The sequence below is a fragment of the Sphingomonas phyllosphaerae genome, assembly GCA_036946405.1.
GTDB lineage: Bacteria > Pseudomonadota > Alphaproteobacteria > Sphingomonadales > Sphingomonadaceae > Sphingomonas > Sphingomonas phyllosphaerae_D.
This window is the reverse complement of the sequence record JAQIJC010000001.1, coordinates 997,490-1,019,799: the sequence shown is the minus strand read 5'-3', so window position 1 is coordinate 1,019,799 and position 22,310 is coordinate 997,490. Positions and strand designations below refer to the sequence as shown.

The 22,310-nt window shown below is 67.9% G+C and carries 16 protein-coding genes; 6 read left to right on the top strand and 10 right to left on the bottom strand.

Annotation, left to right across the window (positions count from 1 at the left end; translation table 11 throughout):
* Positions 1-12: 12 nt before the first annotated feature.
* From PGN12_04790 to PGN12_04775, 4 genes are all read right to left on the bottom strand, one after another.
* Positions 13-2,415 (bottom strand): TonB-dependent receptor, encoded by a 2,403-nt coding sequence (locus PGN12_04790; protein MEH3103205.1) that lies wholly within the window; start codon positions 2,413-2,415, stop codon positions 13-15.
* 216 nt (positions 2,416-2,631) lie between these two features.
* A complete protein-coding gene (locus tag PGN12_04785; protein ID MEH3103204.1) occupies positions 2,632-4,062 on the bottom strand; it encodes an efflux transporter outer membrane subunit in 1,431 nt (476 codons plus the stop codon).
* The gene (locus tag PGN12_04780) at positions 4,059-7,241 is read right to left on the bottom strand and encodes a CusA/CzcA family heavy metal efflux RND transporter (protein MEH3103203.1); all 3,183 of its coding nucleotides are present in this window, start codon (positions 7,239-7,241) and stop codon (positions 4,059-4,061) included. Before PGN12_04780 ends, PGN12_04785 begins: the two co-directional genes overlap by 4 nt.
* Positions 7,238-8,500 (bottom strand): efflux RND transporter periplasmic adaptor subunit, encoded by a 1,263-nt coding sequence (locus tag PGN12_04775; GenBank protein ID MEH3103202.1) that lies wholly within the window; start codon positions 8,498-8,500, stop codon positions 7,238-7,240. Before PGN12_04775 ends, PGN12_04780 begins: the two co-directional genes overlap by 4 nt.
* 85 nt (positions 8,501-8,585) lie before the next feature.
* Here PGN12_04775 and PGN12_04770 point away from each other — a divergent pair, with 85 nt between their 5' ends.
* Both PGN12_04770 and PGN12_04765 read left to right on the top strand, forming a co-directional pair.
* Positions 8,586-9,263, top strand: coding sequence for a response regulator transcription factor (locus PGN12_04770; GenBank protein ID MEH3103201.1), 678 nt, complete (start codon positions 8,586-8,588; stop codon positions 9,261-9,263).
* On the top strand, positions 9,260-10,579 hold the full coding sequence (locus PGN12_04765; protein MEH3103200.1) for an ATP-binding protein: 1,320 nt from the start codon (positions 9,260-9,262) through the stop codon (positions 10,577-10,579). Before PGN12_04770 ends, PGN12_04765 begins: the two co-directional genes overlap by 4 nt.
* Positions 10,580-10,649: 70 nt before the next feature.
* Here the strand turns inward: PGN12_04765 and PGN12_04760 are convergent, their stop codons facing one another.
* The gene (locus PGN12_04760) at positions 10,650-12,596 is read right to left on the bottom strand and encodes a CocE/NonD family hydrolase (GenBank protein MEH3103199.1); all 1,947 of its coding nucleotides are present in this window, start codon (positions 12,594-12,596) and stop codon (positions 10,650-10,652) included.
* Between the two features lie 153 nt (positions 12,597-12,749).
* Here PGN12_04760 and PGN12_04755 point away from each other — a divergent pair, with 153 nt between their 5' ends.
* The 3 genes from PGN12_04755 to PGN12_04745 all read left to right on the top strand — a co-directional run bounded on the left by PGN12_04755 (position 12,750) and on the right by PGN12_04745 (position 16,771).
* Positions 12,750-14,459 carry an alpha-L-fucosidase gene (locus PGN12_04755; protein MEH3103198.1) on the top strand — a complete coding sequence of 570 codons (1,710 nt, stop codon included), beginning with the start codon at positions 12,750-12,752 and terminating at the stop codon, positions 14,457-14,459.
* A 236-nt stretch (positions 14,460-14,695) separates the two neighbouring features.
* Positions 14,696-15,169, top strand: a complete 474-nt coding sequence (locus PGN12_04750; GenBank protein MEH3103197.1) for a glycine zipper 2TM domain-containing protein — start codon at positions 14,696-14,698, stop codon at positions 15,167-15,169.
* A 153-nt stretch (positions 15,170-15,322) separates the two neighbouring features.
* A complete protein-coding gene (locus PGN12_04745; protein MEH3103196.1) occupies positions 15,323-16,771 on the top strand; it encodes an oligosaccharide flippase family protein in 1,449 nt (482 codons plus the stop codon).
* Between the two features lie 10 nt (positions 16,772-16,781).
* Here the strand turns inward: PGN12_04745 and PGN12_04740 are convergent, their stop codons facing one another.
* From PGN12_04740 to PGN12_04720, 5 genes are all read right to left on the bottom strand, one after another.
* Entirely contained in the window at positions 16,782-17,183 is a 402-nt protein-coding gene (locus PGN12_04740) for a TadE/TadG family type IV pilus assembly protein (protein ID MEH3103195.1), read from the bottom strand.
* Positions 17,180-17,701 (bottom strand): hypothetical protein, encoded by a 522-nt coding sequence (locus PGN12_04735; GenBank protein MEH3103194.1) that lies wholly within the window; start codon positions 17,699-17,701, stop codon positions 17,180-17,182. The genes PGN12_04740 and PGN12_04735 overlap by 4 nt, the downstream gene beginning before the upstream one ends.
* A complete protein-coding gene (locus PGN12_04730) occupies positions 17,698-19,665 on the bottom strand; it encodes a hypothetical protein (protein MEH3103193.1) in 1,968 nt (655 codons plus the stop codon). The genes PGN12_04735 and PGN12_04730 overlap by 4 nt, the downstream gene beginning before the upstream one ends.
* 217 nt (positions 19,666-19,882) lie before the next feature.
* Positions 19,883-20,587 (bottom strand): anti-sigma factor, encoded by a 705-nt coding sequence (locus PGN12_04725; GenBank protein MEH3103192.1) that lies wholly within the window; start codon positions 20,585-20,587, stop codon positions 19,883-19,885.
* Positions 20,577-21,098 carry a sigma-70 family RNA polymerase sigma factor gene (locus tag PGN12_04720; protein ID MEH3103191.1) on the bottom strand — a complete coding sequence of 174 codons (522 nt, stop codon included), beginning with the start codon at positions 21,096-21,098 and terminating at the stop codon, positions 20,577-20,579. Before PGN12_04720 ends, PGN12_04725 begins: the two co-directional genes overlap by 11 nt.
* 212 nt (positions 21,099-21,310) lie before the next feature.
* Here PGN12_04720 and PGN12_04715 point away from each other — a divergent pair, with 212 nt between their 5' ends.
* Positions 21,311-22,300 carry a ferritin-like domain-containing protein gene (locus tag PGN12_04715; protein ID MEH3103190.1) on the top strand — a complete coding sequence of 330 codons (990 nt, stop codon included), beginning with the start codon at positions 21,311-21,313 and terminating at the stop codon, positions 22,298-22,300.
* The last annotated feature ends 10 nt before the right edge of the window (positions 22,301-22,310 follow it).

The following is a 22,310-nucleotide window of genomic DNA, read 5'->3' as shown; positions in this document are numbered from 1 at the left end:
TCACGTCGCGCGTCAGAACTTGACTGCACCTTCCAGCCCGATCGTGCGCGGCGGGTTGAAGTTGGCGTAATCGCCGAGCGTCTTGGCGTTGGCGGCCGAGCGGCGATAGATGTGCGTTTCGTTGAACAGGTTGCGCGTCCACAGCGACAGCGTCACCTTCGTCCCCGCCTCGTTGAGCGGCAGATCGGCCAGCGCCAGCCGCCCGTTGACGATGAAGCTCTGATCGGTCTTCGTCGCCTCATTCTGGAAGCTGTACATTGCGTCCGAATAGTTGGCGTCGAGGTGGAAGCGCGCCTTCGCCTCGCCGATCGCGACCGGAAGCTCATAGTCCAGCGAAGCCGAAGCGGCGTTGCGCGGGGTGAAGACCACGAACACCTTGGTCGGCACGTTGCCCAGGAACGGGTTCGCGGTCGCCGGCACGTCGGTGTAGGTATAGGCATACGACCCGCCGAGCGTCAGCCCGTCGACCGGATTGATGGTCAGATCGGCCTCGACGCCGCGGATCTTCGACTTGCCCGGCGCATTGCGCGTTTCCTCGGTGTGGAGGTTGAACGTCGGGCTGGTGGTGACGGTATCGACGTTGTCGAAGTCGATCTGCGTGCCCGTACGATCCATGATGTAGCCGGCGAGGTTCAAGCGCACGCGGCGGTCGAACAGGTCCATCTTCGACCCGACCTCGTACGACTTCACCACTTCCGGCCCGAACGACGCGAAGGTCTGCGAACGATCGTTGGCACCGCCCGCACGATAGCCGGTCGCGTATTTGGCGTAGACGTGCACGGTGTCGGTCGCATCGAACGCGGCGGTGACCATCGGATCGAAGCGGCTGCGATCGAAGAGGAATTTGAAGTTGGTCGGCTTGTTCACGACCGTGAACAACGTGCCGTCGCGCTTGTCCTTGGTGTAACGCCCGCCGACGGTCAGGTGGAACGCCTCGAACGCTTCCGGGGTGAACGTTGCCTGCGCGAAGGCGGCGTAGCTGTGCGCGGTCGCCTTGCTGGCGCGTTGCAGGAAGCGCGATCCGACCGCCCAGCCCTGATTGTCGCTGGTGATCGTGCCGCTGACGAGCGGAGGCAGGATCGTATAGGCGGTGCCGTCGGCGTTCCACTGGTTGGTGCTCGGGGTCGCCGCCGATTCCTCGGCATGTTCCTGGAAGTAGTACAGGCCCGCGGTGTAATCGAGCTGCGGGATGCTGCCGACCGCCTGGAATTCCTGGCTGAACTGGCGCTGGGTCATCCACGACAGACTGTAGCGGCTGAACTTGCCGTTCGGCGAGAAGACCGTGCGGTGCGCGCCGCCCGAATTGTCCCACTGATCGGTGTCGACGCCGCGCCACGCGGTGATCGAGCGGAGCTCGATCGAGGGGGCGACCTCCCACTTGATCGTCGAGGACACGCCATGCGTGCGATCGGTGCTGAGCTGCTGCGGCACGCCGATGTCGGCGCGCGTCATGCGGCGATCACCCGCGACCACGACGAGCGACGGCAGCGGTGCGATCGTGCCCGACGGCGCCTTGCCCTTGTTGTTGGCAAGCTGCGTCAGCGTCGCGACCTGCAGCTTGGCCGACTTGTCCGGATTGTAATTGACCAGCTGGCTGTAGAACGGCGTATTCTCGTCCTTCGCCTGATCGTAGGCGACGGTTACCGACAGGCCGGGCGCGGGCTTCCAGAGCGCGGTCGCGCGGCCGCCGACGCGGTTGTAATAGTTCCAGCCGTAGCTGCCCGGCAGCGGATTGCTGACGGTCGCGTCCTGATGCTGGGCAACGCCGTCGAACTTCAGCGAAATGTTCGCGAACTCGGGCAGGTTGACGTGGAACTGGCCGGTGTAGGCGCCGTAATTGCCATAGCCGGCGGTCAGCGTACCGCCGAACTTGCCGGTTGGCGCGGCGGTGACGATCGACAGCGCGCCGCCTTCGGTGTTGCGGCCGAACAGCGTGCCCTGCGGTCCGCGCAACACCTCGATCCGGGCCACGTCGAACAGTGCGGCGTTCAGCCCCTGCGAGCGACCGAGATACACGCCGTCGACATAGACGCCCACGCCGGTGTCGCGCGCGGTCTGATTCTGGTCGAACGGCACGATGCCGCGGATGCCGATCGTCAGCGCCGACTGGCGGGCCTCGAAGGTGGCGACGCGCAGCGACGGGATCGCGCCGTCACCCAGATCGAGCAGGCTCTGGACGTGGCGGTCCTTAATGATGACGGGATCGATCACCGAGATGGCGATCGGGGTCTTCTGAAGGTTCGTCTCGCGGCGGGTTGCGGTGACGACGACCTCGGTAAGTCCCTGCGTATCAGTGTTTTCGGTCGTGGGATCCGCGGTGGTCGCGGCCGGCGTCTCGGCGTGCGCCGCCAGAGGAAGCGCCAGTGCGGCGATACCGGAGAGCAGACGCAGGCGCGTCCGCGAAGCATTCGACATGATGAATTATCCCCTTTCGGCCATTTGGCCAGACGGGGCGCGTCTAGTTCGATTCGGCGGCAAGCTCGTGACGAACAGATGACAAGCAATTCCGACGGAATTTCATATTCGTTTCATGCAAAGAGCAGAGCAATCATGTCGCCGCGGGCACGAAAAAGCAACCCGACGCCTTTGCACTGCCCCGGATCGCATTCCTCTATTCATTGATAAGCCGAACTATTCTGGTGCCGCGATCCGTCCGCCCACCGCCGCGAATAGCGCAACCGTGTCGGTCAGCCGCGCCGCGCGCGCCTGAACGAGTTGCGCGCGGGCCTGTGCATCGGCGGCGCTGGCATTGAGCAACGCCAGTGTGTCGATGTCGCCTAGTGCAAGGCGACGGCGGGCGAAGGTGAGCGCCTGGTTCGAGGCGTTGGCGGCCCGCGTCGCGGCATCGAGCGCGACCGCGTCGGTCGACAGGCCGGTGAGCGCGTCGGCGACGTCACCGAACGCGGTCAGCACCGCGGTGCGATAGCTGGCCTTGGCGCCGTCCAGCGCCGCCTCCGCCGCGCGTTGCTGGTGACGAAGCTGTCCGGCATGGAACAACGGTTGGGTGATCCCGCCCAGTAACGTCCAGAAAGGATTGCCGTTCTTGAACATGTCGCCGAAGCGCTGCGCCGCGCCGCCGGCATTGGCGCTGAGCGTGATCGACGGCAGGCGCGCGGCGATCGCGGTCTGGACGTCGGCGGCCGCGCCTTCGAGTTGCGCGCGGGCGGCCTGGACGTCGGGGCGCTGTGCGACGAGGTCGGACGGGAGCACCGCGGGCAGTTTCGTTGGCAATATCAGCTGCGCGAGCGTCGGTAGATCGGGCAATGCTTCGCCAGCCGCGCGGCCGAGAAGCGTCGCAATCACAACGCGTTGATGCGCCTCCTGCCGGACGAGCGCGGGCAGCGCACCCTCCGCGGCGGCGAGTGCGGTTTGTTGCGTGACGACGTCCGCCGCACCGACCGCGCCCAATTTCTGGCGGAGTTGCAGGCGGTTGAGGATGTCACGGTTGACGGTAACCGCCGTACGCGCGGCATCGAGCTGGTCGGCGAGCGCCGCGCGCTGGATCACCGCCTGCACCAAGTTACTGACAACAGTCGTCTTTGCTGCGTCCAACCGGCTGCGCTGGACAGCGGCCTGGGCGCGGGCGGAGCGGAGGCGGGCGCGGGTGCCGCCGAAGGCGTCGAGGGTGTAGCTGACGTTCACCTGCGCGGTGTGGAGCGTGTAGAGTTGCTGGTTCGGGTCGGCGATCACCGGGGAGATCGCGTTCGAAACCCTCGTCCTTTCCGCCTGATAGCTGGCGTCGGCCTGTGGCAGCAGCGCGCCGCCCGCCGCGCGCGCCAGTTCCGCGGCCTGACGCAGCGAGGCGTCGGCGGTGGCGATGTCGTTGTTGTGGCGGAGCGCTTCGGTGACAAGAATATCGAGTTGCGGGCTCTCAAATGCGGCCCACCAAGCCGCCGGGGACGCCGACGCCCCCGAAAATACCTGCCCCGGTGCACTTTCCGGGGTGATCGGCGCGGGCACGGTCGCCGCCGGGAGCGCGATATGCGCGTTTAAATCACGTGGGCCGACGGAACACGCCGCCAGCGCGGTGCAGCCGAGCAGCAGGGCGAGCGAGCGGGTCATGCGATCACCTCCGATCCGTCGCGATGGTGGCCGACGTCGCGGCCATGCGCGCCGCGATCGGCGGGCGCGACGCGGCGGGAGAAGCGGTCGATCAGCACCGGCAGGATCAGCAGGATCAGCACCGGCGCGAGCGTCATGCCACCGACCACCACCAGCGCGAGCGGCTTCTGCACCTGACTGCCGATGCCGTGCGACATCGCCGCGGGCAGCAGACCGATCGCGGCGACCAGACAGGTCATCACCACCGGGCGCAGCGAATGGCGCACCGTCGTCGCGATCGCACGGGCACGGTCGAGTCCTTCGTCGATCGCATTGTTGAAGGTGGTGACGACGAGGATACCGTCCATCACCGCGATCCCGAACAGCGCGACGAAGCCGATCGCCGCCGAGATGCTGAACGCGGTGCCGGTCAGCGCCAGCGCCAGCACCCCGCCGACCACCGCGAGCGGGATCGCGGCGAAGGCGAGCAGGCTGTCGCGGATCGACCCGAAATTGGCGTAGAGCAGCAGCAGCATCAGCAGCAGGCTGATCGGCACGACGATCTCCAGCCGCGCGATCGCGTTGTTGAGATTGTCGAGCTCGCCCGCCCATTCGAGATGATAGCCGGCGGGCAGATGCACCTCGCGCTGGATCCGTGCGCGCGCTTCCTCGACCGCGCCGCCGAGATCGCGCCCGCGCACCGAGAATTTGATCGGGATGTAGCGTTCCTGATGCTCGCGATAGATGAACGACGCGCCCGAGGTCAGGCGGACGTTCGCCACCTCCGACAGCGGCACCTGGATCGTCTGTGCGCTGCCGTCGAGCGCGGGCGCGCCGATCGTGATCCGGCGCAGCGCCTCCAGCGAGTCGCGCTGTTCGGGCTTGAGCCGCACGACGATCGGGAAGTGACGGTCGGTGCCGGCTTCGTAGAGATCGGCGGCGGTGCTGCCGCCGATCGCCGCCGCGACCACGCCGTTCACGTCGTCGGGCGTCAGCCCGTAGCGCGCGGCGCGCGCCCGATCGACGTCGATGCGGACGGTCGGCTGGCCGAGCGACTGGAAGACGCCGAGATCCTCGATCCCGCGCACCTTGCCCATCTGCGCCTTGATCTGATTGGCGTATCTTTCGAGCGTCGGCAGATCGGGGCCGAACAGCTTGATCGAATTCGCGCCCTTCACCCCCGAGGCGGCTTCCTCGACGTTATCCTCGATGATCTGCGAGAAGGAGAAATCGACGCCGGGATATCTGGCGCTGAGTTTCTTCGACAATTCGTCGATCAATTTCTCCTTGGTCATGCCCGACGGCCATTCGTCGGCGGGCTTGAGCGGCACGAAGAATTCGGCGTTGAAGAAGCCAGTGGCGTCGGTGCCGTCATCGGGGCGGCCGTGCGCGGAGAGCACCGCGGTCGCTTCCGGATATTGCGCGATGATCCGGCGGATGCCGTTGACGGTCGGGTCGCCCGCCTCGAGGCTGATCGACGCCGGGAGCGTGGCGCGGATGTACATATTGCCTTCCTCCAGATGCGGGAGGAATTCGATACCGAGCGAGCGCACCCCGACCATCGCGACGAGCAGCAACAGCACGCCACCGCCGAGCGCGAGCACGCGATTGCCGAGCGCGAAGGCGGCGGCGGGTTCGTAGACGCGGCGCAAGCGGCCGACGATGAACGTCTCGACCTCCGACAATTTGTCGGGGAGCAGCAGGGTCGCGAGCACCGGCGCGACCGTGAAGGTCGCGATCAGCCCGCCGGTGATCGCATAGGCATAGGTCTTCGCCATCGGGCCGAAGATGTGCCCTTCGACCCCGGTGAGCGTGAACAACGGCAGGAAACTGGCGATGATGATCGCGGCGGCGAAGAAGATGCCGCGGCTGACCTCGCTCGACGCGCCGAGCACCGCCGAGAAGCGGCTGGCGAGCGAATAATGCCCCTTACCGCTTTCGACGTTGGCGGATCGTTCGACCATGTGTCGGAAGATGTTCTCGACCATGATGACGCAGGCGTCGACCACCAGCCCGAAATCGAGCGCACCGACCGACAACAGGTTCGCGCTTTCGCCCTGCAGCACGAGGATCAGGATCGCGAAGGCGAGCGCGAACGGGATCGTCGCCGCGACGATGATCGCGCTGCGCAGATTGCCGAGGAACAGCCATTGCAGCGCGAAGATCAGCAGGATGCCGACCACCATGTTTTCGAGCACGGTGTGGATCGTCAGCTTGATGAGATCAGAGCGGTCGTAGATGCGCTCCAGATGGACGCCGGGCGGCAGGACGCCGGAATCGTTGATCTCGGCGACTTCCTTCTGAACGCGCTCGATCGTCGGCATCGACTGCGCACCGCGCTGCATCAGCACGATGCCCTGCACGATGTCGTCCTGGTCGTTATAGCCGGCGATGCCGAGCCGCGGCGTGTTGCCGATCGTGACCTTCGCCACGTCCTTCACCAGCACCGGCTGCCCGCCGGCGGTGCCGACCAGCACGTTCTCGATCCCCGAGGGCGACTGGATCAGGCCGACGCCGCGGACGATCGCGGCCTGTGCGCCGAAGTTGATCGTCTGCCCGCCGACATTGCCGTCGCTCTTCGCGATCGCCTGCAACACCTGGTTGACGGTGACATTGTGCGCGGAGAGGCGATCGTTGTCGATCACCACGTCATAGGCGCGCAGCTTGCCGCCCCAGCCGGTGACGTCGATCACGCCGGGAATGCGCTTGAAGCGGCGTTGCAGCACCCAATCCTGCAACGTCTTGAGGTCCATCACCGAATAGCCCTTGGGCGCGGCGATCCGGTAGCGATAGATTTCCCCGACCGGGCTGGTCGGCGACAGCGTCGGCTGCGCGCCGCCAGTGAGCGGGGGCAGCTGCGACAGGCGGTTGATGACCTGCTGCCGCGCCTGTTCGTTGGTGTAATCGTAGCTGAACTGGATCTTGATGTCGGACAGGCCGAACAGGCTGATCGCGCGGATCGCGGTCAGATGCGGGATGCCCGCCATCTGCACCTCGATCGGGATCGTGACGTTGCGCTCCATCTCCTCGGCGGACAGGCCCTGCGTCTGGGTGATGACCTCCACCATCGGCGGGACCGGATCGGGATAGGCCTCGATATTGAGGTTGAGGAAGCCGATGACGCCCGCCACCAGCATGGTGACGAAGACGCCGACGATCAGCAGCCGCTGACGCAGCGCGAACCCTACGAGGCGGTTCACTCGCCGAGCCCCGCTTCGTTGACGAACAGCGCGCCGGCGGTGACGATCCGCTCGCCGGGCGCGAGCCCCTTCACGATCGCGATCTGCCCGTCCTGGCTGTCGCCGGTCACCACATCGCGCGAGGCGAGCACGCCGTGCGGCTGGACGACCCAGACGCGTGCCTGTTCGCCCTCGTGGATCACCGCGGCAGCCGGGACGCGCATCTCCGCGCTCGCGCTGGCGCGGCGGATCGCGAAGCTGGCGAACATCTGCGGCTTGAGCGCGCCGCCCGGATTGGCGATCGCCGCGCGCACCGGCAAGCGGTGCGTCACGGGATCGAGCGCGGCGCCGACCAGATCGATCCGCGCGCTGAACGTGCGGCCGGGCAGCGCGGGCGTGGTGACGGTGGCGGCATCGCCGACGTGGATCGATTCCGCATCGCCTTCGGCAACCTGCGCGACCAGCCAGACGCGCGACGGATCGGTGATCGTCATCACCGGCTTGTCGCCGCCCTGCCCGACATATTGCCCGGCGGCCACGTCGCGCGTCGCGATCAGCCCGCCGATCGGCGCGTGGAGCGTGGTGACGTCGTGGATGCCCGACACTTCGCTGACATTTTCCAATCGGCGGATTTCGGCGGGCGTCTTGCCGAGCACCGCGAGCTTGTCACGCGCCGCGCCCAGCGACGCGGCGGCGGTGCGCGCGCTGGCCTGTGCGGCGGCGAGATCGACCTGCGCCTGCTGGTAATCCTTCAGCGCGCCGCCGGCGGTCTCGTAGATCTGCTTCTGGCGATCCGCCGCGCGTTGCGCCGCGACCAGTTGCGCCTGCGCGTTCTGATAGCCGGCGCGCGCGGCGAACAGCCCGCTGCGCGCCTCGACGAAGTCGCCGGTGCGCACCAGCAGCAGCGGCTGGCCCTGCACGACGCGCTCGCCGGCCTCGACCAGTACCTTCACGACCTGACCCGCATAGGGCATCAGCACCGGCGTGCTGCGGTCGCCGTCGACGGTGATCGCGCCGCTCGCCAGCAATTGCTCGGCCGATCCGCCCTCGCCGACGCGCAGCGTCTGGAGCCCGGCGAGCTGCGTCGGGGTCGGGCGGAAGGTGCCGGGCGGCGGTGGTGCCGGGGGTGCCTCTTCCTTGTGGGTCCATTTGCCGATCAGCGTGACGAGCAGCACGATGCCGACCAAAGCGGCGGCGGCGATCGCCAGCCAGCGCCACTGCGCCGGGCGCGACAGGCGGCTCGCGGTGGGGAGCGGAACGGATTCGTCGGCTGCGTGCATGATCGACTCTGCGTACGGTGAACCGTAAGGCGCGTAGCGGTGCCGGCTTACATGTACCTGACGATTGCTGCGCTGCGGGGGGTTCTTGCGCATATTATTGATCGAGGATGACAGGGCGTTGGCGGAGGCGTTGGCGGCGGCGTTGCTGCAACGCGGGCTGACGCTCGACCATGCCGCGTCGCTGGACGAGGCGGAGGCGTATATGGCGGCGGTCGACCATGCCGCGATCCTGCTCGACCTCGGGCTGCCCGATGGCGACGGGCTGGCGTGGCTGCGGCGGCGGCGCGCGCGCGGCGAGACGCGGCCGGTGCTGGTGCTGACCGCGCGCGGCAGCGTCGAGGCGCGGGTACGCGGGCTGCATGACGGGGCGGACGATTATCTGGTCAAGCCGTTCGATGCCGACGAACTGCATGCGCGATTGCTGGCGGTGCTGCGGCGGCAGGGCGGCTATCTGGGCGTGTCGCTGACGTGTGCGCGGCTGACCTTCGACGTCGAGACGCGGACGGTGCGGGTCGGCGACACGCTGCTGACGCTGTCGACGCGCGAAACCGAATTGCTCGAATTGCTGCTGCGGCGAGCCGGGAATGTCGTGCCCAAGCGCGTGGTCGAGGACCAGTTGTTCGGGGCGGGCGGCGATCAGGGATCGAAGAACGCGGTCGAGGTCTATGTCCACCGGCTGCGCAAGCGGCTCGACGAGGCCGGCACCGGCGCGCGGATCGATACGGTGCGCGGGGTCGGTTACCTGTTGCGCAGCGCGGCATGAGGCGGTGGTGGCCGCGATCGCTGTTCGGGCAGCTCGCGCTGCTCCACGTCGCGATCGCGCTGGCCGCCGCGGTGACCTTGCCGGTCGCGGTGGGGGCGCTGCTCCACCGCGTCGCGCGGCATTACCAGCATGAGGTGCTCCACCAGCAGGCGCAGCGGGTCGCCGACCGGCTGCACGCCGATCGCGGCGATGCGCGGCGCGCGATGGCGAGCGTCGATTTGCTCGCGGGCGGGCTGTCGCTGGCGATCGTCGATGGCGCGCGGCATGTTCTCGCCGCGCGCGGGGCGATGGTGCCGGCGGACGTGCCGCTGGCGGGGCAGCCGGAACTGGTGCGGCTTGGACGGGTCGCGGTGCTCAGCCGGCCGGCGGGTGCCGGGCGGTGGATCATGGTGGCGCAGGACAGCACCGCGCCCGAGGTGGTGACCGACGATATCGTCACCACCTTCCTCAAGCGCTTCGTGCTGTTGCTGCTGCCGTTCGTGATGCTGGGGCCGCTCGCCGCGGCGTGGCTGACGCGCGGGATCCGCGCGCGGATGCGACGCGCGGCGCAGACCGCCGCCGCGATCGGCCCGCGCGCGCTCGACCGTCGCCTGCCGCAGGGGACGCTGCCCACCGAGATCGAGCCGCTGGCGGTGGCGACCAATGAAGCGCTCGACCGACTGGAGCAGGCGTTCGCGGCGCAGGCGGCGTTCGCGGCAGATGTCGCGCACGAGCTGCGCACGCCGCTGGCGACGATCCGGCTGCGCGCCGATGCCGTGACCGACGCAGCAGCGCGCGCGGCGCTGTTGCAGCAGGTCGACCGCGCGGCGCGGGTGATCGCGCAATTGCTGAGCCTCGCCGATCTGGAGCGGCCGGTGCAGGACGATGGTGGGGTCGTCGATCTGGGTACGCTCGCAGAGAAGGTGGTGGCGGAGCGGGCGCCGGCGGTGCTCGCGTCGGGGCGGACGATCGCGTTGCAGGTGGACGGCGCCGCGGCGATCCCCGGTCAGCCGGCGGCGATCACGCTGGCGCTGGAGAATCTGATCGACAATGCGGTGCGGCATACGCCGGCGGGGGCGCGGATCGCGGTCGCCGCCGGGCCGGGCGCGCGGCTGTGCGTGTGCGACGACGGCGCGCCGATCCCGCCCGAGCGGCTGGTCAAGATGCGCGAACGCTTCTGGAAGGGTGAGGCGCGCAGCGGCGGCTCGGGGCTGGGGCTGTCGATCGTCGCGCGGATCGCCGCGGCGCATGGCGGGGCGCTGACGCTCGCGCCGGGCGAGGACGGGCGCGGGTTGCGGGCGTGTCTGGTGTTGGGCGGCACGTCATCCCGGACTTGATCCGGAATCCCGCTTTTGCTGCGGCTGCCGAAGAAGCGGGGCCCCGGATCAGGTCCGGGGCGACGGTCGGTTATTGGGGCGCCTGCCCCTGCGCCACCGGGACGATCGGGAGCAGCACCGCGCTCGCCTGCGCGCCGCCGCGTTCGATCGTCACGGTCGCCTTCTTGTAGTCGCCGGGCTGCGCGAAGAAGATGTTCTTCACATAGGTCTGCGGGTTGCGGTCGTAGAGCGGGAACAGGCTCGACTGAACCTGCACCATCACGCGGTGCCCCGGCTGGAAGACGTGGTTCACGGTCGGCAGCCGGAAGCGATAGCGCTGCACCTTGCCCGCCGGGATCGCGCTGGGGTTCGCGAAACTGTCGCGGTAGCGGCCGCGGAAGATGTCGAGGCTGATCGGCAATTGATAGCCGCCCATCTTCGCGTCGGCGACGTTCGCCGGCAGCACGTCGATGATCTTGACCACGAAATCGCCGTCGGTGCCGGTCGTTTTCGCATAGAGATCGGCGATCGGCGCGCCAGAGACGCGCAGCGGCTGCGTCAGCACCGGCGTCATATAGGTCATCACGTCCGTGCGGCCATCGGCAGGGCGCTGGTCGCTGACCAGCCAGTCGCCCCAGCGGCCGTCGTTGAAATTGACCGGGCGCGGGAGGTGCGGGACCGGCTTGGCCGGGTCCGAGACATAAGCGTCGCCGCCCGCCGCGCCCTTGGCGGTCGACAACCCGCCGTCCGCCTGAAGGTACATCGGCGTCAGCGGCGCGGCGCAGCCCTGCTCGCACGCCAGTGGCCAGGTGGCGAAGCGATCCCAATGGTTCTCGCCGGTGTTGTAGATCGCGGCGGTCGGCAGGTTCGCCGCCGGCCCGTCCTTGAGATACTGGTCAAACAGCGGGCGCACCATCTGCTCGCGGAATTGCGCGGCGGTGTCGCCGTTCCACTGGAACGGGCCCAGGCTGTTGCCCTCGCGGTTGACCTGGCTGTGCCGCCACGGCCCCATCACGAGGAAGTTGTTGCCGAGCTTGCCCTTGGCCTTGAGCGCCTCCCACGCGGTGATCGCGCCGTACATGTCCTCCTGATCCCACAGCCCCTGTTCCCAGAGCGTCGGGACGTTCGAGGGATTGGCGGCGAGCAATTTGTCGAGCGCCTGCCCCTGCCAGAAGGCGTCATAGGCGGGATGCTGCGACATGCGCGTCCAGTACGGCAGCTGGTCGTAGCCCGATTGCTTGGCCCAATCGCCCGCCGACTTGTCGCGGAAATTGTCGTAATCGTCGTAACCGCCGGTCGGCGGGAGCGGCCCGCCGCTCTTGTAGCCGGTCTGCCCGCCCAGCCATGCGATATTGGCGAGCCGGAACGCGCCGTAATGGAACCAGTCGTCGCCCATCCAGCCGTCGATCATCGGGCTTTCCGGCGCGGCGACCTTGAGCGCGGGATGCGGGTTGAGCAGCGCCATCACGACGGTGAAGCCTTCGTAGGACGAGCCGATCATCCCGACGCGGCCGTTCGACTGCGGCAGGTTCGCCTTGTTCACCAGCCAGTCGATCGTGTCGTAGGCGTCGGTGACGTGATCGACCCCGATCTTACCTGGGGGGGTGGGGTTGAGCGGGCCGATCACCGGGCGGGTCACGACATAATCGCCCTCCGACCCGTATTTGCCGCGCACGTCCTGATAGACGCGGATGTAGCCGCCCTTGACGAAGATCTCGTCGGCGAGCGGCAGCGCGTTAAGCATCGAGGGGCCGTCGCTGCGGTTCGCGCGCGCCGAGGCATTGTACGGCGTGCGGGTCAGCACGATCGGCGCGTTGGTGGCGTTCTTCGGGATGACGATGACGGTGTGGAGCTTCACCCCGTCGCGCATCGGGATCATCACGTCCTGCTTGATATAGTCGCGCTCGATCGTGGGCAGGCGGAAGTCGGCGGGAATGTCGCCGCCGGCGGGCGGCTGGGTCTTCGTTCCGGTTTGGGGCGCCTGCGCCGCGAGGGTGGCCAGAGCGATGAGCGGCAACGACAGCACGGAACGGCGCATGGAAAACTCCGGCAGGATTGTTGCCCCGATCTGTGCGGCAGGACGCCCGTTATCGCAAGCGTGGCGAAAGGGGGTGGTCATGCGCCGGGTCGCAAGGCATGATCGTGAAAACCAGTTTTCAAAACAACGAATTACCCTGAGAGGAGCAGCCCGATGAAGGTGACACGCAGGCAGGCGCTGGGTGCGGGTGCGACCGCTGGGGCCCTGGCAGGGGTGCCCGCGGCCGCGGCGGGCGCGGGCACGTGCGCCTATAGTACGCGACCCGGCGGCAAGCGCGCGGTACGTGTCCCTGCCCCGCGCGCCTTCACCGGCGACTGGCGTTCGCTGACCGATGGCTATAGCGTGCCGGACTGGTTCCGCGACGCCAAGTTCGGGATCTGGGCGCACTGGACCGCGCAATGCGTGCCCGCCGCGGGCGATTGGTATGCGCGCAACATGTACCTGCAGGGGTCGTCGCAATACGCGCATCACCTGAAGAATTACGGCCACCCCGCCGACACCGGCTTTATGGAGATCCAGAACCGCTGGAAGGCCGAGAAGTGGGACCCGGTGCGGCTGATCGACCTCTACCAGAAGGCCGGCGCGCGCTATTTCATGGCGCTCGCCAACCATCACGACAATCTCGATTGCTATGCCTCGACGCATCACGCGTGGAACAGCACGCGCGTCGGGCCGAAGCGCGACATCGTCGGCACGTGGGAGAAACTGGCGCGCGAACGGGGCCTGCGCTTCGGCGTGTCGAACCATTCGGCGCACGCCTGGCACTGGAACCAGGCCGCCTATGGCTATGACCCCGAAGGACCGCGGCGCGGGCAGCGCTATGACGCGTTCCGGCTGACCGCCGCCGACGGCAAGGGCAAATGGTGGGAGGGGCTCGACCCGCAGCAGCTTTATACCGGGCGCGACGACATCATGCCCGACGGGATCGAGACGCTGCTGGAGGCCAATGCGTGGCACGAGGCGCACGACCGGCTGTGGAACGAGGGCACACCCGCCAATCCGGCGTTCGTGCGCAACTGGTATCTACGCTGTCAGGAGCTGATCGACCGCTATCGCCCCGATCTGGTCTATTTCGACAATTTCGACCTGCCGCTCGAACAGGCCGGGCTCGACATCACCGCTTACTTCTACAACCGCAGCATGGCGTGGAACCGCGGGCAATTGCAGGCGGTGGTGACGGGCAAGAACATCCCGCCGCAGCGCCGGATGGGCGTGGTCGACGACGTCGAGCGCGGCGGCAAGACCTATATCGAGCGCTTCCCGTGGCAGACCGACACCTGCATCGGCGAATGGCATTACGATCAGGCGGTGTACGATCAGGACCGCTACAAATCCGCCGCGACCGTCATCCATACCTTGTGCGACGTCGTGTCGAAGAACGGCAATCTGATGGTCAACGTGCCGCTGCGCGGTGACGGGACGATCGACGACAAGGAAGAGCGGATCGTCGAAGGGATCGCGGCGTGGATGCAGCGGTACGGCGATGCGATCTACGCTACCCGCCCGTGGCGCGTGCATGGCGAGGGGCCGCGCAACGGCGGCGGCGGCTTGTTCTCGGAAGGCGGGCCGACGTCGCTCTATGGCCCGAAGGATATCCGGTACGTGACCAAGGGCGAGCGGCTGCATGCGCTGGTGCTCGGCTGGCCCGAGGATGGGGTTGCGCGGCTGACGTTGCTGGCCAAGGACAATCGCGTCGGGCGCGGGACGGTCCAGCGGGTGACGGTGCCGGGCAGCGACGCGCCGCTGCGCTTCGTGCGGACGGATGAGGCACTGGAGGTGACGCTGCCGCCGGCGTTGCGCAACGAGATCGGTGTGGCGCTGGTCCTCAGCGGGTCGGGGCTGACCGAGGGATCGGTAATGTAGTCCGTCTTCCGTCGCCTCGGCCTTGAGCCGGGGCCCGCTTCCCGCGCCCCAGGAGGAAGAAGAAGCGGGATCCCGGATCAAGTCCGGGATGACAGAAAGAGGAAGGTGGCGTTTTGAACATCGACCTTAACACAGGATAACGGACGCATTCAGTCTTCGCTCAAGCGCGCGAGTCTATCCCGGCATCGTCGCAGCCGCCTCGGCCTGCGGCAGTGATGCGTGAGGGGAGCTGGATCATGTGGAAGAAGATTTCGGTCGGTTTCGGTTCTGCGGCGTTGGCGATGGCCGCGCTGACCCCGGTCGCTGCGCAGGCGCAGCGGTGGGTCGAGCGTGACTATTACGAGCGCGACTATCGCGGCTATGACGACGATGGTTATCGCGACCATAACCGCGCGTATCGCGATGCGTATCGCGACGGCTGGAACCGCGGCCCGCGCTACGCCGAATATGATCGCGGCGGATATTATCGCGACGATCGCGGTGGGTACGATCGTGGCTATGATCGCGACGACCGCCGCTACCGCTATCGCGCACGCTGCCAGAACGGCACGACCGGCACGGTGATCGGCGCGATCGCCGGCGGGCTGCTCGGACGCACGATCGACCAGCGCGGCGACCGCACGCTGGGCACCGTGCTGGGCGCCGGGGCGGGCGCGCTGGCGGGCAACGCAGTCGAGCGCGCCGACAATCCGCGTTACTGCCAGCGCTGAGCGACGCATCGGTCGTCGTGGCGGAAGAGCCCCCTCCCTCGCGGGCGGGGGCTTTTCCTCTTTATGGTTCCGGATCAACACCTTCGATCAAGTGCATGGCGGCCGTGCGATGAATATTGCATGGCACGCCGTACTTGATCGAAGAGGAAGATCGTGGCGCGTCCAGCGGTGCTCAATACGCTCAGCCTGGCGATTTCGAGCGGGCTGAACTTCATTTCGTTATTACTGTGGGTTAGACTTCTTTCCCCCGCCGAATTCGGGCAGCTGACGCTGATCACCACGACCACGCTGCTCATCAATGCGACTTTGTTCGAATGGGCGCGGATCATCAGCGCGCGGACACTTTATTCGTCGTCGTCCGCCACCCGGATCGACCCCGGGCGCGCCGATGCGCTGTTCACGATCGTGATCGGGCTGATCGTCGCGCTCGGCGGCGTGACCGCATTCCTGTCGCTCGCGGGCCGGACGGTCTTCGGTCTGGCATCCGGCTGGCTCTGGATCCTGTTCGCCTTTCTGGTCAGCGAGGTCGCGTTGACGCAGTTGAACGTCATCAGCCGGGCGCGACAGGCGGCGTGGCACACCTTCTGGGTGATCGTCACCCGCTCGGCGCTGTCGCTCGCAATCGGGGTGACGCTGGTGCTCGGTTACCGGCTGGGGCTCGCGGGCGTGCTGCTCGGTCTGGTCGTCGGCCAGTCGGTGGCGGTCATCGGTGGCGTCGCGACCGACGCGGTGTGGCGGCGATTGCGGCTGCGCGGGGTGCGGCAGGCGGATCGCGCGGTGATGGGCGGAATGCTCCGGCTGGGCGCGCCGTTGATGCTGAGTTCCGGGCTTTCCTACGGCGTCGGGGTGCTCGATCGCTATCAGGTCGAGCATATCCTCGGCACGACGAGCGTCGCTTATTACGCCGCCCCCGCCGACCTGTTGCAGAAAACGCTCGGCTTCGCGATGCTGGCGGTCAACATCACCATGTATCCCGCGATGGTGCGCGCTTACGAGGACGACGGCCCGGGCGCGGCGCGCGTGCTGCTTGAGGGCAATGCCGTCCTGTACTGGGCGATGTGCCTGCCGATGCTGGTCGCCGCGACGGTGCTGGCCGGGCCGGTCAGCCAGCTGCTGCTCGGTGCGCGGCTGGCGGCGCAGAGCGCGCCGTTGCTGCCGCTGGTCACCGCCGCGGCGCTGCTGCGCATGCTGACCATCTACCACCTCCAGATCGCGTTCCAGCTGACCCGGCATATGCGGCTGCTGATGGTCGCGCCGGGGGTGGCGATCGCGACCTTCGTGCTGCTGGGGGCACCGGCGCTGCATCGCTTCGGGCTGATCGGGATCGCAGGCGTGTCGCTGCTGGCGCAGGCGAGCGGCTATGCGATCAGCGCGGCGCTGGCGCGGCGGACGTTCGGCCTGCGGCTGCTGCGGCCCGACAATGCCAAGGTGCTGGTGGCAGGCGCGGCGATGGCGGCGGCGATGCTGCCGTTCGCGCACGTCACCGGCATGGCGATGACGCTGGCCGCGCTCGTCTCGGGCGGGACGGTCTATGCCGGCGCGATCCTGTTGCTGCGGCTCGATCAGGTGCGCACGGTCCGCGCGACGTTCGCGCGTCGCTGATCGCGGGCGATCACACCGGAGGCAGTGCGGGCAGGCAGGCGCGGCCGCGGACCGTGGCGGGCAGCGGCAGCAGCTTGCCGACCGGCGAGGAGAAAGCGACGGTGAGCGTCACCGACAACCCGCCCGTCGACCCGCCGCAGGTCGCGGCCGGATCGATGACGACGTTGGCGGGCGCGACGGTGATGCCGTTCGCTTTGGCGCGAGTCACCGCGTAGCTCACCTGTTTCGCCGCGCTGTCGCACGCCGCACTCGCGATCGTGCGGCAGCGCGCGGTGCTGTAGGCGGCCTGGTCCAGCGCCTGATCCATCCAGATCAGCCGCGCACCCTCGATCAGCCCGAACAGCGCCATCAGCAGCAGCGGCAGGACGATCGCGAACTCGATGACGGTCGCGCCGCGTTCGTCGCGGATCATTGCAGCCGCACCGTCGTGCTCTGCGACACCACGCCGTTGCCCAGCATCCCGCGCGGGAGCAGCGCGGGGCGGAACGGGTAGGAGGCGGTCATCCTGAGATAATAGCCCGACTGGCTGTTCGCCGACGCGCCGCTGCCGCACGGCGCGCCGCAGCTACCGGCGGGGACCAACGTCGCCGACGAGGTCAGGCACGCACAGGTGCGCGCGGTGTTGACGCAATTGTCCTGCCCGCCGTTGCAACCGATCCTGACCGTCAGCGCGCCGGGCGTCGTGACGTTGGAGGCGGCGCGCAAATAGCCGGGCAAGGCGCTGTAATTGACCGCGTCGCGCGACTTGAACGCGGCGATCGACGCGCCGCTCATCGCCTGCGCGAGCCGCGCGCGCTCGATCGAGAAGGTGCCGATGTCGAGCGCGGCGAGCATGGTGATGAAGAACAGCACCATCCACAGCGCGAATTCGGCAGCGGCGACGCCGCGCCGGTCGCCGGAGAGACGGCGGAGAAGAAAGCGCTTGTTCATGAGATCAGATCCACCGTGCCGCTGCCCCCGCCACCCGTGCCGATCCCGGTGCAGGTCGACCCCGACGTCGCACCGCCGGTCACCGTCACCCGCAACGCCACCAGCATGAAGCATCGCACGCCCGATTGCGTGCTGTTGCCGCCGCTGCTGGTCAGCGCCGAATTGGGGAGATGGACCGCGCCGCTGAAGACGCTGGTGGCGCCGGCGCTCCATTTGGTGTCTGTCGAGGTCAGGCTGTCGATCAGCATGTCGGCGATGGCGCCGTTGGTCGTCGTGGTCGCGGGTGCGATCAGCAACGTCTTGGCGCCGCCGCCCAGATTGATCGTCCCCGACAGGATGAAGGTGACATTCACCCCGGCCATGTCAAAGTCGGCGACGCTGGTGCCTTCGAGGGTATTGCCCCAGGTCTTGTTGTTGATCGGCGAGGTATAGGGCCAGGTCGTGCCGCCCGTGCCGTTCACGAGACTGCCCTTCACGGTGTAACGGCCGGCGCCGAACAGCACCGAGCCCGCGATCGACAGGTCCCCGTTGATGAGGTGGTTCGCCGTCTTGCCGAACACCAGCCGGCTGCCCCCGGCCGTCACCACCGAACCGTTGGCGCTGAACAGGCCGTCCCCCATGAAGAAGCGCCCGCTGCCGCTCAGGTCGATCGCATTCGCGCCGGGGTTGGAGAGCGTGACGTCGCCCGCGCCGGCAATGATCGTCGAATCGCCGGCGACCGAGACCGCGCCGGTGACGTCGAGCGACCCGTCGCCCATCGTCAGCCAGCTGCCGCCGCCAACCGAGATGCCGCCAAAGGCGTGCGCCCCGGCCCCGATCGCCAGCGTGGCGCCGCCGCCGATCGTCAGCGGTGAGACGATCGTCACCGGACCATTGCCGACGCGATTGGTGCCCGTGAAGCTGACGGTGCCTGCGCCGATCGACAATTCGCCGTTGCCGAAGGTCACGCCGCTGGAACCGCTCGTGAAGCCGCCGTTGATCCGGTAGGTTCCGTCACCGAAGACGACGGTCGAACCGCCGCCGATCGTCACGCCGCGCGCGACCGTCACGGTCGACCCGGCGTTGAAGGTCACGCTAATCCCGCCTCCGATATCGAGTGTGTCGATCGTGTAATTGCCGGCCGGCACGACGAAGTTGCTGCTGCCCCCCTTGCGAAATGCGACGACCGCCGGCGACGGCGTGCTGCTGAACGACCAGGCCGCGCCCCCGCCTGGCGTGGTCGGGTTGGCGAGGGTGGCCGGCGCACGCCACGTCCCGATCAGCGACCGCGCGCTGCTGAGATCGAGATTGTCGGCCAGCGGATCGGTGACGGTGGAGCTCTGCTTCACGCGCTTGTCCGCGCTCGGCACGTTGTTGTTCCAGCTCGGATTGGTGAAAGTGCCGGCGTAGCGGAGCAGATCGGCGCTGAGCGTGCCGTAATTGTTCACGATGTCGCCCGCGCCGGAAATGATGTTCTTCGCGGTGATGCCGTTGCCGTTGTTCGCGACCGTCCCGACCCCCGCGACCGCGCACGCCGCCGCGTTGATCGTGGCCCCGCCCTGCGTCTCGATCGCGTTGCCCGAGTTCGCGAGCCCGACGATGCAGCCGGCGGTCGACTGCGTGGCGAGGCTTGCGGTAGCGATGGTGCTGACGGGATAGCTGGCACCGAGCCCGAGCACACGGCCAAGCGTGATGTTGAGCGGCACGGTGATCGTCACCTGCACCGCCTTCGCGCCGGGCGTCGGCACGTCGGTCACCAGTCGCGCCACGACGGTGCCGTTGGTAATGCCGTGAACGGTCGCCAGATCCTGCGCGGTGGGCTGGAGGATCGCCTCGTTCTTTGCCGCACCATAAGCGACCGCGGCGGCCAGCGCGGCCATATCGGCGACGCGCTGGTTCGACACCATGGTCTCGTAGCCGCGATTGAGATCGACCGCGAAACTGGCCATGCCGATCAGGCTGACCGCGGAGAGCGCCGCGAGCACGCTGACGCCGCCACGGCGATCCGCGACGACGTTCCACCGCCTGAATGGCGCACACTTGCTCCAGGTCCACATACGCGGGACGCTAACGCGGTCTGGTAAATAAATTCAGATCAAGCCACGTCGAAGTACCTTGAAGATCGATGAAAATCCGGAAGGCTCTTCCCGTAAGCCTTCAAAACCCTGGGGCAGCGATCGGGTGTTGCTGTCCCGTCGACGATCACAAACGCTCCACCGTCCCGGCCAGCACCACCGGTCCGGTCGGTTGCCCGGTCGGCGACCCGCCGAGCGGCTCGATCGAGATCGCCAGCGTGCTGCCTGCCACCGGCAGGTTGGCGAGCGCGACGCGCACCTCACGCCCGTCGCCACGCGGCAGCAAGCCGAGCGGGATCGGCTTGCCGCCCGCCGGAATCCGCCACAATTGTCCGTCGCGACCGGCGGGCGTGTCGACGGCGCGGCTCAACCGCACCGACCCGGTCGTCGCTTCGACGATCGCGACCGGGGCAGGCGTCTTCGTCTTGTCGGTCCACGCCAGCTGCGCGATCATCAGCTTCGCCGGCGCCGCCGGCACCGTCACCGGCGGCGCGGGCGGCGTCACGGTGGCGGGGGTGAGCAGCCATGCGGCGAGCGACGCGGCGAGCGCGCCACCGGTCGCGCCGAACGCGAGCGAGCGCCAGTGCACGCGCTTCGTACGTCCCGCGACGTGCGGCAGCCCCAGCATCGCCTCGATCCGCGCCGCGAGCTGGGGCGGCGGCGCGACCTCGGGATAGTGATCGAACAGCGGCGCGAAGCGGGTTTCCCACCAGTCGACCTCGGCGGCGAAATCGGCATCCTGCGCCCGCCGCGCTTCCGCCGCGGCGGCCTCTTCCTCCGCGAGCAGGCCGATCACCAGCTCGGCCGCCAGAATGCGATCGTCAGGCGTCATCGTTCAGACACTCCCGCAGACGGATCAACGCACGACGGATGATGCTCTTCATCGTCGGCAGCGGAACGCCCGCGCGCCCGGCGACATCGGCATAGGTGAGCCCGTCGAGGAATGCCGACCGGATCGCGTGGCGCGGCCGCTCGTCGAGTTCCTCCAGGCAGAGATCGAGCCGCTGCCCGTCCTCGATGGCGACCATCGCCTGATCCGCCGGCAGCGCGTCATCGACCGATTCGTGCGCATCGTCGGTCGGGATCGGCGCGAAGGCGCGGCCGCGCGGCGAGCGTCGCCAGTCGAGCGCGCGGTTGCGCGCGATCGTCGCCAGCCACGTCACCGGATGGCTGCGCTCCGGCCGATAGGCGGCGGCGCGGCGCCAGACGATCAGATATACCTCCTGCAACACGTCCTCCGCGGCCTGCCGCTCGCCACAGATACGCAGGCAGATGCCGTAAAGCTTCGCGGCAGTCAGGTCGTACACGCGTCGAAACGCCTGCCGGTCTCCATCCGCGCTCATCGTCAACGCGGCGACGAGCGTCGCTCTTCGCGCGTCCGCCGTCTGTGTGTCGGTTGCCGTCACCGCTTCACTCCGCTGGCGGGATCGCCCGCTGAAATTGTTTTTTTAACGATCCCGCATCCTATCCCGAACTCGTCTCGTAGCTGCATTCACCCACGTCGAGGAAGATGCTTCGTGTCATTCCCGTGGGTTGTGGGAGGTGCGAAGTGACGATGCAAGACGCCCGAACCGAGCAGGATCTGTTGATCGAAACCTTCGACGGCCGTGCGCGCCGCCGGGAAAACCGCCGTGCCTTCTTCACCGCTGCACTGGGGGTCGCCGCCGTCGGCGGGGCGTTCGCCTATGCCGATCCGGCACTGGCGCAGACCAGCGTCACCGACAGCGACGTGCTGAACTTCGCGCTCAATCTCGAATATCTCGAGGCGCAATTCTATCTCTACGCGGCCAACGGCACCGGACTGACCAGCGACCTGACCGCGAGCGGCGGCAACACGGCCGGCGGCACGGTGACCGGCGGTGCGCAGGTGGACTTCACCACCGATCCACTGGTCGGCGCCTATGCGCGCGAGATCGCCGCCGACGAGCTGGCGCACGTCAAGTTCCTGCGCACCGCGCTCGGCACGGCGGCGGTGGCGATGCCGAACATCAATATCAGCGGCGCGGCCGACGGGCCGTTCACCGCCGCCGCGCTTGCGGCCGGGGTGATCACGTCGGGCGCCTTCAATCCCTATGCCTCGCCAACCGACTTCCTGCTCGGCGCGTTCATTTTCGAGGATGTCGGGGTGACCGCCTATAAGGGTGCGGCGCCATTGCTGAGCAACAAGACCTTCCTGGAGGCCGCCGCAGGCATCCTCGCGGTCGAGGCGTATCATGCCGCGATCGTCCGCACGACGCTCTATTCGAAGGGTGTGCAGGGGCTGATCGACGCGACCGAGAAGATCGCCGCCGCGCGCGACTCGCTGGACGGCGCGCCGACCGAGGACAAGGTGCGCGGCATCGCGCCGAACGACGATCAGGGGATCGCGCCGTCTGGCAGCGGCGACACGCTGACCGCCAATCTGTCCCCGCTCAACAGCAACGGGCTCGCCTTCAGCCGCACGCCGGGACAGGTGCTCAACATCGTCTATCTCAACCCCGGCACGGCGACGATGGGCGGCTTCTTCCCCAACGGCGTCAACGGAAACATCAAGTCGACGACCTGAGCGCCGACGT